Origin of the sequence: Streptacidiphilus fuscans (assembly GCF_015690355.1) — a bacterium.
Classification (GTDB): Bacteria; Actinomycetota; Actinomycetes; order Streptomycetales; family Streptomycetaceae; genus Streptacidiphilus; species Streptacidiphilus fuscans.
This window is the reverse complement of sequence record NZ_JADPRT010000003.1, coordinates 665,872-680,178: the sequence shown is the minus strand read 5'-3', so window position 1 is coordinate 680,178 and position 14,307 is coordinate 665,872. Positions and strand designations below refer to the sequence as shown.

Sequence of the window (14,307 nt, the reverse complement as noted above, 5' to 3'; positions counted from 1 at the left end):
GGCGCGGGGGTGCCCGGCACCCCACCGGCCTGCCTCAGGGCCGGAAAGGGTGCCGGGCCGGCTCAGCTCAGCTGTCGGCGGTGGCCGACTCGGCGAGCCGTTCGCAGAGCACTCCGGACAGGGCCTTGGTGTTGCCGTACGTCCACAGCAGCGTCGGCGAGAGCTTGAGGCCGAACGCGGCCTCCAGGCGGTTGCGCAGCTCCAGGCTCATCAGCGAGTCCAGGCCGAGCGCCTTGAACGGGGTCTCCCGGTCGATGGCGGTGGTCTCCAGCCGCAGCACGCGCCCGGCCAGCTCCCGCACCTTCGACTCGACCGACTCCGGCCAGCTGCCCACCGGCGCGGCCAGCAGCCCGGCCAGGAACTCGCTGCCGGCGCTCTGCCCGCCACCCTGCTCGGCGGCCTGGCGCAGCACCTGCCAGCTGCGCAGCGCGGCCGTGTCCGGGTAGGCGTCGAACCACTGACGCAGGTTCAGCGGGACGAAGCCGAGCACCCGCTCGTCCTCCTCCAGGAACTGGCCCAGCGCCCGCCAGGCGTCCTCCGCGACGAAGCCGCCCATGCCGCGCTCCTCGAGGCGCGCACCACGGTTGGCGTCGGAGGCGGCCAGACCGATGTCCTCGAACGGGCCCCACTGGACGCTCAGTCCGGGGACGCCGCGCCGACGCCGGGCGTCGGCCAGCGAGTCCAGGTAGGCGTTGCCCGCCGCGTACGCGGCCTGACCGGCGTTGCCGAAGAGGGCAGCCGCCGAGGAGAAGAGCACGAACAGGTCGAGGTCGTCGTCCCCGGTCAGCTCGTTGAGGTTCCGGGCGCCGTCGATCTTCGGCGAGATGACCCGCTCGATCTGCTCCGCCTTGACGTTGAGCACGGTGGCGTCGTCGAGCAGACCGGCCGCGTGGAACACCCCGCGCAGCGGCGGGAGTTCGGCCCGGACCCGGTCCAGCACCGCGGCCAGCCCGGCACGGTCGGCCACGTCCACCGAGTAGCTCTCGACCTTGACGCCCTCCGCCCGCAGCGCCTCGATCCGCTGCGCGGCCTCGGCGTCCGGGGTGCGGCGGCCGAGCAGGGCGAGCCCGCCCGCGCCGTTGGCGGCCAGGTGCTCGGCCAGGGAGAGGCCGAGCGCGCCGAGACCACCGGTGATCAGGTAGCTGCCGTCGGCGCGGAACCGTCCGCCGGGCAGCGGCTCGGGCCGGATCCCGGTCACCTGGCCGGGGCCGACCAGGACGAACTTGCCGGTGTGGCTGCCGTGCGACATCTCACGCAGTGCCTCGGCGGCCTCCGCGAAGGTGTGCACCAGGACCGGCAGCGGCTTGATCTCGCCGGTCAGCACCCGCGCCCAGACGTCCGCGAAGAGGCGGGCGAAGCGCTCGGGGCGACGGTCCATCAGACCGGCCAGGTCGACCGAGGCGAAGGTCAGGCTCTTGCGGAAGTCGCCGAGGCCGATGCCGCGGTCCGCGTAGATGTCCTTCTTGCCGACCTCGATGAACCGGCCGTCCTCGGCCAGCACCATCAGGCCCAGCGGGATCGCCGCGCCGGTCAGCGAGTTGAGCACCACGTCGACGCCGTGCCCACCGGTGACGGCGAGCACCTCGTCGGCCCAGGTCAGCTCGCGGGAGTTGAAGACGTGCTCGACGCCGAGCGAGCGCAGGTACGCGCGCTTGCTCTCGCTGCCCGCCGTCGCGATGACGTGCGCGCCGAGGGACTTGGCGACCGCGATCGCGGCGAGGCCGAGACCGCCGGCGGCCGAGTGGACCAGCACGGTCTCGCCCTCGGTCAGCCGGCCCAGGTCGACCAGGCCGTGCCAGGCGGTGGCGAGCACCAGCGGCAGACCGGCGGCGTCCTGGTCGGCCAGGCCCTCCGGGATCGGCCGGGTGTGGTCGGCGCGGACCGTGACGTGCGAGGCGAGCGAGCCGAAGACGCAGGCCACCACCCGGTCGTCGACCTTGACGCCGGTGACGCCCTCGCCGACCGCGACGACGCGTCCGGCGCACTCGCCGCCGAGCAGGTCGGCGCCGGCGGTACCGTCGGGGTAGGTGCCCATCGCCTTCATCACGTCGATGAAGTTGAGCGCGGACGCGGTGACCGCGACCTCCACCTCGCCCGGACCGGGGGTCCGGCGGCTGAGCGGGCGGAACTCCAGGCTGTCCCAGAAGCCGGGCTTGGCGGCGGCGAGCCGGAACGGCTGAAGGCGGCTGTGCCAGGGGTAGGCGTGCTCCTCGCCGGGCGCGGCACCGCGGGTGAGGCGGGCCACCAGGCGGCCGGTGGGACGCAGCGCGAGCTGGTCCTCCTCGTCGCCGGAGAGCAGCTCGGCGGCGGCCTCCGCGGACCAGTCGGTCCAGTCGGTCGCGACGTCGAGCAACTGCGGGCGCAGCTCGGGGTGTTCGCGGCGCAGCACCCGGGTGAAGCCCCAGAACAGGGCCGCACCGGGGTCCGGCCGGTCCTCGTCGTCGGCGGCCTGGGCGTCCACGGTGAGCACGGTCAGCCGGGGCGACTCGGGCAGCGTCAGCGTGGCGCGGACGACGCAGGCCAGGGTGTGCAGCGCGGCACGCTGGGCCGGCTCGCCCCCCTCGGCGGCCGGGACCAGGTGGACCAGACCGGTGAGGCCCTCCAACGCGCGCAGAGAGGCGGCCAGCGCGGTCTCGTCCGGCGCGGCGTCGACGGCCAGCGCGGTGGCGGTGGATCCGGCCTCGGCCAGCGCGGCGACCAGCGCCTCAGCCCGGTCGGCGTCAGCGGCGGCGTGGACGACGGCCCACGTGCCGGTGGCCGTGTCCTGCGCGCCCGCCGGAGCGTCCGCAGCCTCCGGGCGGGAGACGGCGCGGAAGCGGAGCCGGTGCAGCAGCTCGGTGTCGGACTCGTCGATCTCCTCGGCGGCCAGCACCTGGAGGGTCAGGCCCGTAAGCGTCACCAGCGGTTCGCGCTCGGCGCCGAAGAGCACCACGTCGAAGGTGGTGGCCCCGGTGCGGACCGCGTGCGACCAGCCGGCGACGACCGGCTCGGCCAGCTCGCTGTGGAGCAGCACCCGCTCCACCGCGACCGGAACGACCGTCTCGTCGCCGCCGACCATCGCCAGCGAGACCTGGAGCGCCGCGTCCAGCAGCGCGGGGTGCAGCGCGGACGGGCGGGCTCCGGCGCGGCAGCGGGCCGGGAGCTCCAGCGCGCCCAGCGCCTGGCCGCCCTCGGCGTGCAGGGCGGTGACGCCCTGGAAGGCCGCACCGTAGTTGAGGCCGCGTGCGGTGCAGGCGGCGTAGAAGTCAGCGGGCTGCTCGGCCTCGGTCGCAAGCAGCGCCTCGGGGAACACCGGGAGTTCGCGCTGCTGGGCGCGGCGGGTGAGCCGGCCGGTGGCGTGCCGGGTCCAGCCGGTGGTGCCGGTGGCCAGCGAGAGCAGCGTGAAGCTGCCGCCCTCGGTGACGTCGTCGCGCCACAGCGCGGAGAGCCGGACCGGGTCCGCACCCAGCGTCAGGTTGTCGCGGAAGACGAAGTTGTCGACCGTGCGCGGCAGTTCGCCGGTCCGGGAGCGGGCGGCCGTCAGCGCCAGGGACAGCATCCCCGCGCCGGGCAGCACCACGGCCTCGTGGACCTGGTGGTCCCGCAGCCACGGGTACTCGGCCAGGTCGAGCTCCAGCTCGCCCTGCCAGGCGTCCTCCTCGCCCGGACGCGGGGCCAGCTCGAACTCCAGCGTCCCGCCCGCCGACTGGCGACGGCGGCCCTGGGTGGTCCAGTGGCTGGTGCGGTTCCACGGGTAGCCGGGGACGGCGGCGTGGGCGGCGCGCGGCAGCAGGCCGAAGGGCTCGAGACCGGCGACGTAGCCGCGGGCCAGCGCCAGCGTCAGGTCGACGGGGGTGCCGTGGCCGCGACGCAGCGTGGAGAGCACCTTGGCGGGCTCCTCGCGCTCCTCGGCGAGCTGCTCGATCGCCGGGGCCAGCACCGGGTGCGGGCTGATCTCGACGACGTGGGTGACGCCGTCGTCCAGCAGCTTGCCCAGGGTGTCGGCGAAGAGGACCGGGCTGCGCAGGTTCTCGACCCAGTACGCGCAGTCCATCTCGGGGCCGTCGAGCAGGGCGGTGCGCACGGTCGACATCAGCGCGATCTCGCCGTGCTTGGGAGCGACGTCGGCGAGGGCGACCATCAGGTCGTCGCGCAGCTCGTCCATCTGCGGGCTGTGCGAGGCGTAGTCCACCTTGACCAGGCGGCAGTAGACGCCGTCGGCCTCCAGGATCTCGCGCAGCATCAGCACGGCGTCGCTGTAGCCGGACAGCACGCAGGAGGAGGGGCCGTTGTTGACGGCCAGGGCGACCTGGTCCTCGAAGCCCTCCAGCGCGGCGCGGGCCTGCTCGACGCTGAGGTCGACGGCGAGCATCAGGCCGCGGCCCGAGGTGCGGCGGGCGATGGCGCTGCGGCGGGCCATCACCATCGCGCCGTCCTCGTAGGAGAGGATCCCGGCGAGGGTGGCGGCGGTGATCTCGCCCTGGCTGTGGCCGATCACGACGTCGGGCTCGACGCCCGCCGCGCGCCAGACCTCGGCCAGGCCGAGCGACATGGCCCACAGCGCGGGCTGGAGCATGTCGATCCGCTCCAGCCACTCCTCGCCCGCCGCGCCGGAGACGACGTCGGCGACGTTCCAGTCCACGTACGGGGAGAGGGCCTTGGCGCAGCGGTCGATGACGGCGGCGAAGACGGGGCTGCTCGAATAGAGCTCCTTGCCCATCTCGCTCCACTGGGAGCCCTGGCCGGGGAAGACGAACGCGGTGCGGCCGGTGGTCCGGGCGCGGCCGGTGACCACACCGGCCGCCTCGGTCTCCGGGTCGGCGGCGAAGGCCCGCAGCCCCTCGGCGAGTTCGGCGGCGTCGGCGCCGACCACGGCGAGCCGGGCCGGGAACTGGTCGCGCTGGTGGCCGAGGGTGCCAGCGATCGCGCGCAGCGTCTCCGCGTCCGCGTCGGCGCCGTCGGCGGTCAGCGCGTCGGCCAGCTCGGTGGCGCGGGCGCGCAACGCCTCGTCGCCCTGCGCGGAGAGCGGCAGCAGCACCGGCAGGCCGGAGTCGGCGACCGGGTGGGACGCGGCGGTCTCCGGCGCGCGGCCGATCACCACGTGGGCGTTGGTGCCGCCCCAGCCGAAGGAGTTGACGCCGACGTAGAGCGGCCCGTCCTTGGGCAGCTCCAGCGGCTCGCGGACCACCTTCAGGTTGAGCTCGTCGAAGGGGATCTCCGGGTTGAGCTCGGCGCTGTGCAGGCTCGGCGGGACCACACCGTGCTCCAGCGAGAGCAGCGCCTTGGCCATGCCGCCCATACCGGCGGCGGCCTCCAGGTGGCCGATGTTGGTCTTGACCGAGCCGATGCCGAGGGGACCGAGCGCCCGGTCGCGGCGCTGGCCGAGGACCCGGCCGATGCCGCGCGCCTCGATCGGGTCGCCACGGTAGGTGCCGGTGCCGTGCGCCTCGATGTAGCCGACGCGGTCCAGCGGGATCGCGCCGTCGCCGTAGACCTGGCGCAGCAGGTCCTCCTGGCCGTCCGGGTTGGGCGTGACCAGGCTCTCGCCGCCGCCATCGTTGTTGACGGCGGTGCGGACGATGACGCCGCGGACGTGGTCGCCGTCCTCGATGGCCTTGCGCAGCGTCTTCAGGTAGACCGTCACCACGCCCTCGCCGCGGACGAAGCCGTCCGCCTGGGCGGAGAAGGCCTGGCAGCGGCCGGTCGGCGACAGTCCGCCGAAGTGGGTCAGGCCGATCGACACGTCCGGCGCGGTGATCAGGTTGACGCCGCCGACCAGCGCGCCGTCGATGTCGCCGCCGCGCAGCGCCTGGACGGCCAGGTGCATCGCGACCAGCGAGGAGGAGCAGCCGGTCTCGACGGCCAGGCTGGGGCCGGTCAGGCCGAGGTAGTAGGAGACGCGGGCGGCGACGACGTCCAGCGCGTTGCCGACGGCGCTGTGCTGGGTGGCGCCGAGACCGTTCTCCTTGCGGCGGATCTCGTAGTCGTGCCAGGAGACGCCGACGTAGACCCCGGTACGGCTGCCGCGCAGCTCGGCGGCGGAGCGGCCGGCGTCCTCCAGGGTGCGCCAGGCGGACTCCATCATCAGCCGCTGCTGCGGGTCCATGCTCTCGGCCTCGCGCGGCGAGATGCCGAAGAAGGTCGCGTCGAAGAGGTCCACGCCGTCGAGGAAGCCGCCGACGGACTGGATCTCACGCTCCGGGTCGAGCTGCGCGGAGGTGTCCCAGCGGTCGCCGGGAATCGGACGCACGGCGTCGCCGCGCTCGGTGAGCAGCTGCCAGAACGAGTCGGCGTCGGGCGCGCCGGGAAGCCGGGCGGCCATGCCGACGATGGCGATCAGCTGGTCCGGGTCGTCGGCCGCACCCGAACGGTCAAGGGACTGGGTGTTCTTGGACATGGTGGATGACCTCACGTCACGAAGGGCGGGAGTACGGGTAGCGGGGAGCGGGCTCGGCCTGGCTCAGCCTTGCTCGGTCTGGCTCGGCCTGGCCTGGCTTCAGGCCGCGGTGGTGGGCGGCTGGACGGGAGCGGTCGAGGAGTCGATCCGCGCCAGGCGCAGGTCCTCCGCGTCGATCGGGTGCGGGGCGTTGATGACCTTGCCGAAGATCTTGTACTTGATCGGCAGGGCGTTGAGCAGCCGGAACCGGGTCCGGCGCAGCAGCACCGCCAGCGGCTTGGACTGGGCGAGCGCGCCCTCCTGCATCCGCTGGTAGCGCGTGACGAACGACTTGTGCTTCTTGCGGGACGCGGCGAACTCGTCGAAGGCGGCGGCGGGGACCGGCTGACGGGACTGCTGGTCCTTCGTCAGCGCCCGGGCCACGACCGGGACCAGGCAGACCGCGTCCTGGATGGCCAGGTTGACGCCCTGGCCCAGGATCGGGGTGCAGGTGTGGGAGGCGTCGCCGATCAGCACCAGGCCGTCCTTGGCCCACTGCTCCACCTCGGCGGTGAAGATCTCCAGGAAGCCGGTGTTCTCCCAGTCGGTCAGGTGCTCGTCCAGCAGCGGGCGCAGGCGCGGGTCGATCTCCGCGATGCTGTCGCGGAACGCGGCGATGCCCTCGCTGCGCAGGTCGCCGAGGCCGCGCTTGGGCAGGTTGTGGCCGATGCGCAGCAGGTCCGGGAAGGTCGGCAGGATCACCAACTGCCGGTCGCCGCGCACGACCAGGTCCGCGTCGTCGCCCCAGCCGGCCGGGCGGGGCAGCCGGATCCAGAGGAAGTCGCGCTCCATCGGGGTGACGTCGGCGTCGATCCCGGCCGCCTTGCGCACCTTGGAGAACCGGCCGTCGGCGCCGACGACCAGGCGTGCCTGGACGCGGGTGCGCGAACCGTCGCGGTGACGCAGCATGGCGCCGCGCACCACGCCGTCCTCCTCAATGAGCGAGGTGAACGAAGTCCCCGGCAGGTAGCTGTGGTTGGGCAGCGCCGCCGCGGCCTCGTGGAAGATCCCGATCAGCGAGGGCTGCGGGATGTCGATGGGCAGCACGCCGACGTCGAAGCGGTTGTAGTCGACCTGGAAGACGTCGTGGCCCTCCATCCGCATCTTGACGCCGCTGGTGGACAGGTAGCCGTGCTCGCGCAGCGCCGGTCCGAAGCCGAGGCGCTCCAGGGTGACCACGGACGGCGCGGCGATGGTCTCGCCGCGGAACTCGCGGTCCAGCGTCTCCTGCTTCTCGGCGACGACGACGTCGATGCCGCGCCGGGCCAGCAGGCAGCCCAGCAGCGCTCCCGCCGGACCGCCGCCGACGATCAGGACGTCCGTGGTGAGCTCGCGCTCGCCCCGGTCAGTGCTGTCACTCATGGCATCTCCAGGGTCTCGAGACGGTTCTTGGTCCGGGCCAGGACGTCCGAGGCCACGGCTCCGTCGACCACGCGGTGGTCGAAGGCGAGGGAGACGGTGCAGACCGGTCCGATCCGGACCTGGCCGTCCACCGCCACCGGGACGTCCCGGATCCGGCCGATGCCGAAGCCGAGCGTGCCCGAGATCATCGGGTAGATCACGCGGACCTGCTCCTGGCCGACCGAGGTCACCGAGAACACGCCCTGAAGTGCCGCGCGGCGACCGGGATCGCGCATCGCGGCCCGGTAGATCAGCCGGGCCAGCGGCAGCGGCAGCCCGCGCATCTTCTTCTGCGCCGCGAACGGGCCCTGCGGGTCCTCGGGGTCGGCGTCCTTGAACGCGTCGACGGCCTCCTGCACCTGGAGCGCGGAGAGCTCCGGCACCGACTCGACCACGCCGGACAGCACACAGCGCGTCCCGGCCACGGTCCGGTCGAAGAGGACCTTGGCGTGGATCTGCTGCGCCTCGGCGATCTTGGGCCGCAGCCATCCGGCGCGCAGCACCGAACGGGCCTCGGGCACCTCGGCGACGACCTCGGCCGCCGCCTTCACCAGCAGGCTGACATAGCCGACCTTGCCGTCGGCGGCCGTGCGCACCTCGCGCATCCGGGTCGCGTCGACCTCGGTGTCCAGGTAGACGTGGCAGGTGCTGCGGGCGTCGTGGAGGAAGGTCCAGGTGCCGCGTCGTCCGACCGGCAGCGGCTGGAGAGTGGTCATCCGCCGCTCACCCCCGAGACCTCGGCGACCGCCTCGACCATGTCGGCGACGGTGTGCGCGGAGGCGAAGGAGTCGTAGTCGACCGGCTCGCCCAACTCGCGCTCCAGCAGGACGAGCACGCGCATGGCGTTGACGGAGTCCCAGCCGGGCAGGTCGGCGAAGTTCGCGTCGACGGCGACCTCGTCCTCGTCCAGGTCCAGCACCTGGGCCACGACCTCGATCACCAGAGCCTCGGCGGCATCGGTTGCGGCATCAGAAGACATCGAGGGGCTCCTTCGTGGAGACGACCGAGATCGAGCTCGGCAGGTCGGGAAGTGCGTCGGGGTCGGAGAGTTCGCGCAGGTCACGGATGTAGACCTGCCGCTCGGGGGTGGACGCGGCCGCGTCGACCGCGAAGCCGAGTCCGGTCCAGAACTCGGCGAAGGCGCCGTTCTTGGCGGTGCGCGCGTAGGAGGCGCGGACCTCGGGCGCGCCGGCGGCGAGCGCCGCGCGCAGCACCAGTCCGACCACCGCCTGCTCGACGTACCGGGAGAAGACCCGGCAGCTGAGCACGAAGTTCTCGACCTCCCAGACGCCCTGCGCGTCCCGGCCGACGGCGAGCGCGGCGATCAGGCCGTTGTCGCCGAACCGGTCGCGCAGCCGCGCGCTGAGGAAGACCGCCTCGCCCGCGTCCGAGCGCGAGACGACCTCGTCGTCGGCGTAGCGGCGGCCGGTCAGGTTGAACTGGTTGGTCTTGCCGAAGAGTTGGACGATCCGGGCACGGCTGAGCTCGTTCATCGGCTCGACCGTCAGCTCGGAGCCGAGACCGGCCAGGTACTCGTCCAGGCTGCCGGTGCTGCGCTGCAGCTCGGCGCGGTCCGCCTCGGCCCGGTAGAGCTGGGTGCGGACCCGGTCCTCCTCAGTGAGGGTGAGGAGGTTGAAGTCGCCGCGTGCGGCGACGGTGGCCGCGTAGCGGGCCGGGTCGCCCGGCAGCTCCACCGTGGCCACCTCGGGCCGCAGTTCGCGCATCAGGCCGCGCTCGACGGGGTTGTCGTCGACGAAGACCATCGCGTCGGAGCCGATGTTGAGCGTCCGGGCCAGCCCGGCCACGGCCTGGGGCTTGGGGTCCCAGGAGGCGGCGATGGCCACGAAGCTGTCCGGGCGCAGCAGCATCTCCGGGTGGGTGGCCATGGCCTCGCGGGCCACCGCGTCCTCGTTCTTGGAGCAGACCGCGAGCATCACGCCCTGCGCCTTGAGGTCGGCGGCCAGCGCCTGGAGCTCCAGGTGGGCCGAGCCGGGGAACGCCCCACCGATCCGCAGCGCGGCCACGCCGTCGTCGCCGACGACGCCGCCCCACAGCGTGTGGTCCAGGTCCAGCACCAGGCACTTGCGGGCCTTGCCCTGGTCCGCGCGGACCACCCGGGCCAGCTCGGCGGCGTAGGCGTGCAGGAACTCGGGCGAGAAGGCGTGCCCGGCCGCGTGCCGCATCCGGTCACCGGCCGCGAAGCCGCCGGCGGCGCCGCCCGCGTGCTGCGCCAGGGTCTCCCAGGCCAGCACCACCGTGCGCTCCGACGTGGTGGCCAGGCCCAGGATCTCGGCGTTCATCCGCTGCCAGGCGGCGGCCAGCCGGGCCTTGGAGCGGTAGTCGACCAGCCGGTCCGAACGCAGCGCGGTCAGCGGGACGGTGGCCAGCACCAGCAGTCCGCCCAGTGTGCCGCGGCACTGCTCGGCCCAGTCGGCCAACTCCTGCGGGAAGGCCGCGCAGCGACGCTCGACCTCGTCGAGGTCGAGCGGGTCGGCGACGGACTCGAAGACGGCGGCGTCGTCCAGCAGCAGCGCGACCAGCTGCGGCTGAAGCGAGGCCAGCGCGGGCGCGCCGGAGAGGATCTCCAGCCGCCACTGGTTGAACCCGGCGGAGCGGATCTCCGGCAGGACACGTCGGCGCACCAGCTCGGCGGTGAGCAGGTGCGGCAGCGAGTCGAGGGTGGACGAGCCGAGCAGCGCGATCCGGTAGTCGGAGAAACGGTTCTCCTGGTGCAGCGCCGCACGCTGGCCCGCGTCGAGCAGCGCCCCCGCGGACTCCAGCACGAGCGGGTCGCCCTGCGCCTCCAACTCGTCGAGCAGCGCGACGACCGCGTCGCCCGCGCCGCCGAGTCCGGCCTTCTTCATCGCGCGTAGCTCACGCAGCGCGCTCCGCCGGGCCTGGCCCGTTCCGGCCTCGGTCGTGACGCTCATTTCTTTCCCTCCGCCTGGTAGCGCATGGCCAGACCGGAGACGATCCACTTGGACGACTCGATCGCGGTCGCCAGCATCCGTGCGCCGTCCACGCCGTTCTCCTCCGCGCGGCGGAAGGCCCGGTAAAGCTGGATCAGCGGCAGCGCGTTGCCGCTGTTGCCGGTCAGCTCCACGCAGTGCACCGCCTGCTCCGGACGGACGCCGAGGTGCTCGCGGATCTTCTCCGCCATCACGCCGTTGAGCTGCGGGGTCAGCACGTGCTCGACCTCCTCGACCGGCCAGCCGACCGAGGCGGAGAGCTCGCGCAGCAGGCCGTCGGCCAGCTCGGGGACGTGGCGCTCGATCGCCTTGTAGTCCTCCTGGCCCATCGCCTCGCGGCGCTCCTTGCCGTCCGGGCCGGTGACGAACGGCGCACCGTCCGCGCCGTACCAGCGCACGGTCTGCGCCGGGGCGCGGCCCTTGCCGACCGAGCGCAGCACGATCCGCTCGACGCGCAGCCCGGGACCGTCCTCCTCGGCCTCGACCACGGCCGCGCCGGCGCCGTCGCCGAAGAGCGCGAAGTTGGCCAGCTCGGCCGGGCTGATCTTGCCCAACTGCCGGTCGGCGGGCCACAGCTTGACGACGCTGTCCGCGCCGATGACCAGCCCGCGCCTGGCGCCCGCGGTCAGCAGCGCCTGGGCGGTGTAGAGCCCCTGCACCGCGCCCGCGCACCCGGCGGAGAGCTGGAGCGTCGGCAGGTCGTTCAGCCCGAGCCGGTCGGCGACGGTGTTCACCGTGGCCGGCATCAGGAAGTCCGGCGAACCGGTGGACAGGATCAGGAAGTCGACCGAGCCCGGGTCGACGCCTGCGGACTGCAGCGCCTGCTCGCCCGCGGCGGCGGCGAGGTCGCCGGTGTTCTTGGGCACACCGTCGGGGCTTTCGGGATCACAGAAGTAGCGCGCGCGGTTTCCGGTCATCCGGTCGAGCCAGCGCTCGTGCAGACCGAAGCGCTCGGCCATGTCGGCGTTGCTGACCGGCTCGCCCGGAAGTACCTCACTGAGAGCGGAGATTCTCAAGGGAGTCACCTCATTCGACTCAAGGTGGATACGGACTGTTCGGTCGGCGCCACCGGCCGTCCCGGGGCCTGTCCTTGCGCGCACGACCCGTGTCGGGCCCGGTCGAACACCAGGCCACTGGCGGCGTGCTCGACGCTAAGGCGGGCTTCTCGACGGCAACTTGAGGCACTTTCGAGCCTCTGACCTGCGGTTTTCACCATTCGTCCACCGTTGTTCCCGCCGATGACCACAGGGTGGTGTGACGCATGCCACGCGCGTAGCTACGGGTCACGGCGCGCCCCACCCGCCGGGCTGACGCATGCCCGAGGGCTTCCACCCGGCCCGGACGCGACCCGGACGCTCGGCGTCCACGTCCGCGTCGCACGGTGTTTGACGTCGCGTCAGTACAGCCGCCAGCACCGCGACTTCCTCCGGCGAGGGCCGCCCGCGCTCGATCCGCAGGCTCTCCACGGGACCGGCCTCGGCGCTCACTGCGGCTGGTTCCCGTGCTTGCGGGCCGGCAGGACGGTGTCCTTGGTCCGCAGCATGGCCAGGGCGCTGATCAGGCGGCTGCGGGTCTCGGCCGGGTCGATCACGTCGTCCACCAGCCCGCGCTCGGCCGCGTAGTAGGGGTGCATCAGGTCCTCGCGGTACTGCGCGATCAGCTCCGCGCGCGTCGCGTCCGGGTCCTTGGAGGCGGCGATCTCGCGGCGGAAGACCACGTTGGCCGCGCCCTCCGCGCCCATCACCGCGATCTCGTTGGTCGGCCAGGCCAGCGCAAGGTCGGTCCCGATCGAGCGGGAGTCCATCACGATGTACGCGCCGCCGTAGGCCTTGCGCAGGATCAGCGAGATCCGCGGGACTGTCGCGTTGCAGTACGCGTACAGCAGCTTGGCCCCGTGCCGGATCACCCCGCCGTGCTCCTGCACCACGCCGGGCAGGAAACCGGGCACGTCCACCAGGGTCACCAGCGGGATGTTGAACGAGTCGCAGAACTGCACGAACCGCGCCGCCTTCTCGCTGGCGCTGATGTCCAACACACCCGCCAGCACCATCGGTTGGTTGGCGACGATGCCCACCACCTGGCCGCCGAGCCGGGTCAGCACGCAGAGCACGTTGCCCGCCCACTGCTGGTGCACCTCGTAGAACTCGCCGTCGTCGGCGATCTCCCGGATCACCGCGCGCATGTCGTAGGAGCGCACCGGATCGGCGGGCACCAGGTCCAGCAGCGCCGGGCAGGACCGGTCGACCGGGTCCGCGACCGGCTCGGCGGGCGGCAGTTCACGGTTGTTGGCGGGCAGCAGCGAGAGCAGGTAGCGGACCTCAAGCAGGCAGGTCTCCTCGTCGTCGAAGACGGCGTGGGCGACCCCGGTGGTGCCGGCGTGCACGTCCGCGCCGCCCAGCCCGTTCTGGCTGATCTCCTCACCGGTCACGGCCCGGACCACGTCCGGTCCAGTGATGAACATCTGCGCGATGTCGCGGACCATGAAGACGAAGTCGGTGAGCGCCGGTGAGTACGCAGCGCCGCCCGCGCACGGGCCCAACATCACGCTGATCTGCGGGATCACCCCGGAGTTGCGGACGTTGCGCCGGAAGATCTCGCCATAGCCGGTGAGCGCGGTGACGCCCTCCTGGATCCGCGCGCCCGCCCCGTCGCAGAGGCCGACCAGCGGGGAGCCGGTCGTGGCGGCCATGTCCATCACCTTCTGGATCTTCTGCGCGTGGGCCTCGCCCAGCGCGCCGCCGAAGATCCGGAAGTCGTGGGCGAAGACGAAGACCTGGCGTCCGTCGACCAGGCCCCAGCCCGCCACCACACCGTCCGTGTAGGGGCGCTTGTGCTCCAACCCGAAGCCGGTGGCGCGGTGCCGCCGCAGGCCCTCCACCTCCACGAAGGTGTCCGGGTCCAGCAGCAGGTCGATCCGCTCACGGGCGGTCAGCTTGCCCTTGGCGTGCTGGGCCGCGGTGGCCTGCTCGCTCGGCCCCGCCTCCAACTGCACCTTGCGCGCAGCCAACTCGGCGGCCAGCGCGGCGGAGTTCGGCCGCGCGGACGGCTGCTCCCAGTCTTCCCGCGTCTCCTGCTGTTTCTGCTGCTCGTGCAGCCCCTGCCTCTCCTGTTGTTCGCGAGTCTCCCGTGCGCCGTGGTGCGGATCGGACTCGACCGGATCCGGTGCGACGTGCAGTCCGACCGGACGCTCAGCCGCCAGTGCCGTACGGCCTTCGTCGATCACAGTCATGCCAGGCCCTTCCCGTAAGCAGACGGGCGCCTCCTCGCGTACCGCCCGTGGGGCCCGCGAGCATCGCCGCCGCCGCTCGTGCCGTCCTCGACTCCGGCCTCGGCACTGTCCGGACCAGGGCGGACAGCCCAGAGCCGCCCTAAAGGTGACGGACCGTACGCACGAGGTCACCGCAATTGTCGGATCCGTGAGTTCGTCACATGGGACCGGTGACCCGGGCACTGGCCCCGGATCCGCGCCGAGCGGCACAGTGGTCTCGCCACACAGCAGTACGAGCTTTGAGCAGCAGTACG

General features: G+C 72.9%; 8 protein-coding genes. All 8 read right to left on the bottom strand.

The genetic code is table 11. From position 1 onward, the window contains the following. Positions 1-67 precede the first annotated feature (67 nt). The 8 genes from I2501_RS10265 to I2501_RS10230 all read right to left on the bottom strand — a co-directional run bounded on the left by I2501_RS10265 (position 68) and on the right by I2501_RS10230 (position 14,014). Positions 68-6,376 carry a type I polyketide synthase gene (locus I2501_RS10265; RefSeq protein WP_196193550.1) on the bottom strand — a complete coding sequence of 2,103 codons (6,309 nt, stop codon included), beginning with the start codon at positions 6,374-6,376 and terminating at the stop codon, positions 68-70. A gap of 99 nt (positions 6,377-6,475) precedes the next feature. Beyond that, on the bottom strand, positions 6,476-7,777 hold the full coding sequence (locus I2501_RS10260; protein WP_196193549.1) for an FAD-dependent monooxygenase: 1,302 nt from the start codon (positions 7,775-7,777) through the stop codon (positions 6,476-6,478). After that, positions 7,774-8,532 carry a 2-oxo acid dehydrogenase subunit E2 gene (locus tag I2501_RS10255; protein ID WP_196193548.1) on the bottom strand — a complete coding sequence of 253 codons (759 nt, stop codon included), beginning with the start codon at positions 8,530-8,532 and terminating at the stop codon, positions 7,774-7,776. The genes I2501_RS10260 and I2501_RS10255 overlap by 4 nt, the downstream gene beginning before the upstream one ends. Continuing rightward, entirely contained in the window at positions 8,529-8,795 is a 267-nt protein-coding gene (locus I2501_RS10250) for an acyl carrier protein (protein WP_196193547.1), read from the bottom strand. Before I2501_RS10250 ends, I2501_RS10255 begins: the two co-directional genes overlap by 4 nt. Next, positions 8,785-10,746, bottom strand: a complete 1,962-nt coding sequence (locus I2501_RS10245) for an HAD-IIIC family phosphatase (RefSeq protein WP_196193546.1) — start codon at positions 10,744-10,746, stop codon at positions 8,785-8,787. Before I2501_RS10245 ends, I2501_RS10250 begins: the two co-directional genes overlap by 11 nt. Continuing rightward, positions 10,743-11,801: a 3-oxoacyl-ACP synthase III family protein gene (locus I2501_RS10240; RefSeq protein ID WP_196193545.1), complete on the bottom strand. Its 1,059-nt coding sequence runs from the start codon at positions 11,799-11,801 to the stop codon at positions 10,743-10,745. The genes I2501_RS10245 and I2501_RS10240 overlap by 4 nt, the downstream gene beginning before the upstream one ends. 267 nt (positions 11,802-12,068) lie before the next feature. Further along, positions 12,069-12,272: an acyl-CoA carboxylase epsilon subunit gene (locus I2501_RS39175; protein WP_196193544.1), complete on the bottom strand. Its 204-nt coding sequence runs from the start codon at positions 12,270-12,272 to the stop codon at positions 12,069-12,071. After that, positions 12,269-14,014 (bottom strand): acyl-CoA carboxylase subunit beta, encoded by a 1,746-nt coding sequence (locus tag I2501_RS10230; protein WP_236046037.1) that lies wholly within the window; start codon positions 14,012-14,014, stop codon positions 12,269-12,271. The genes I2501_RS39175 and I2501_RS10230 overlap by 4 nt, the downstream gene beginning before the upstream one ends. Between the last annotated feature and the right edge of the window lie 293 nt (positions 14,015-14,307).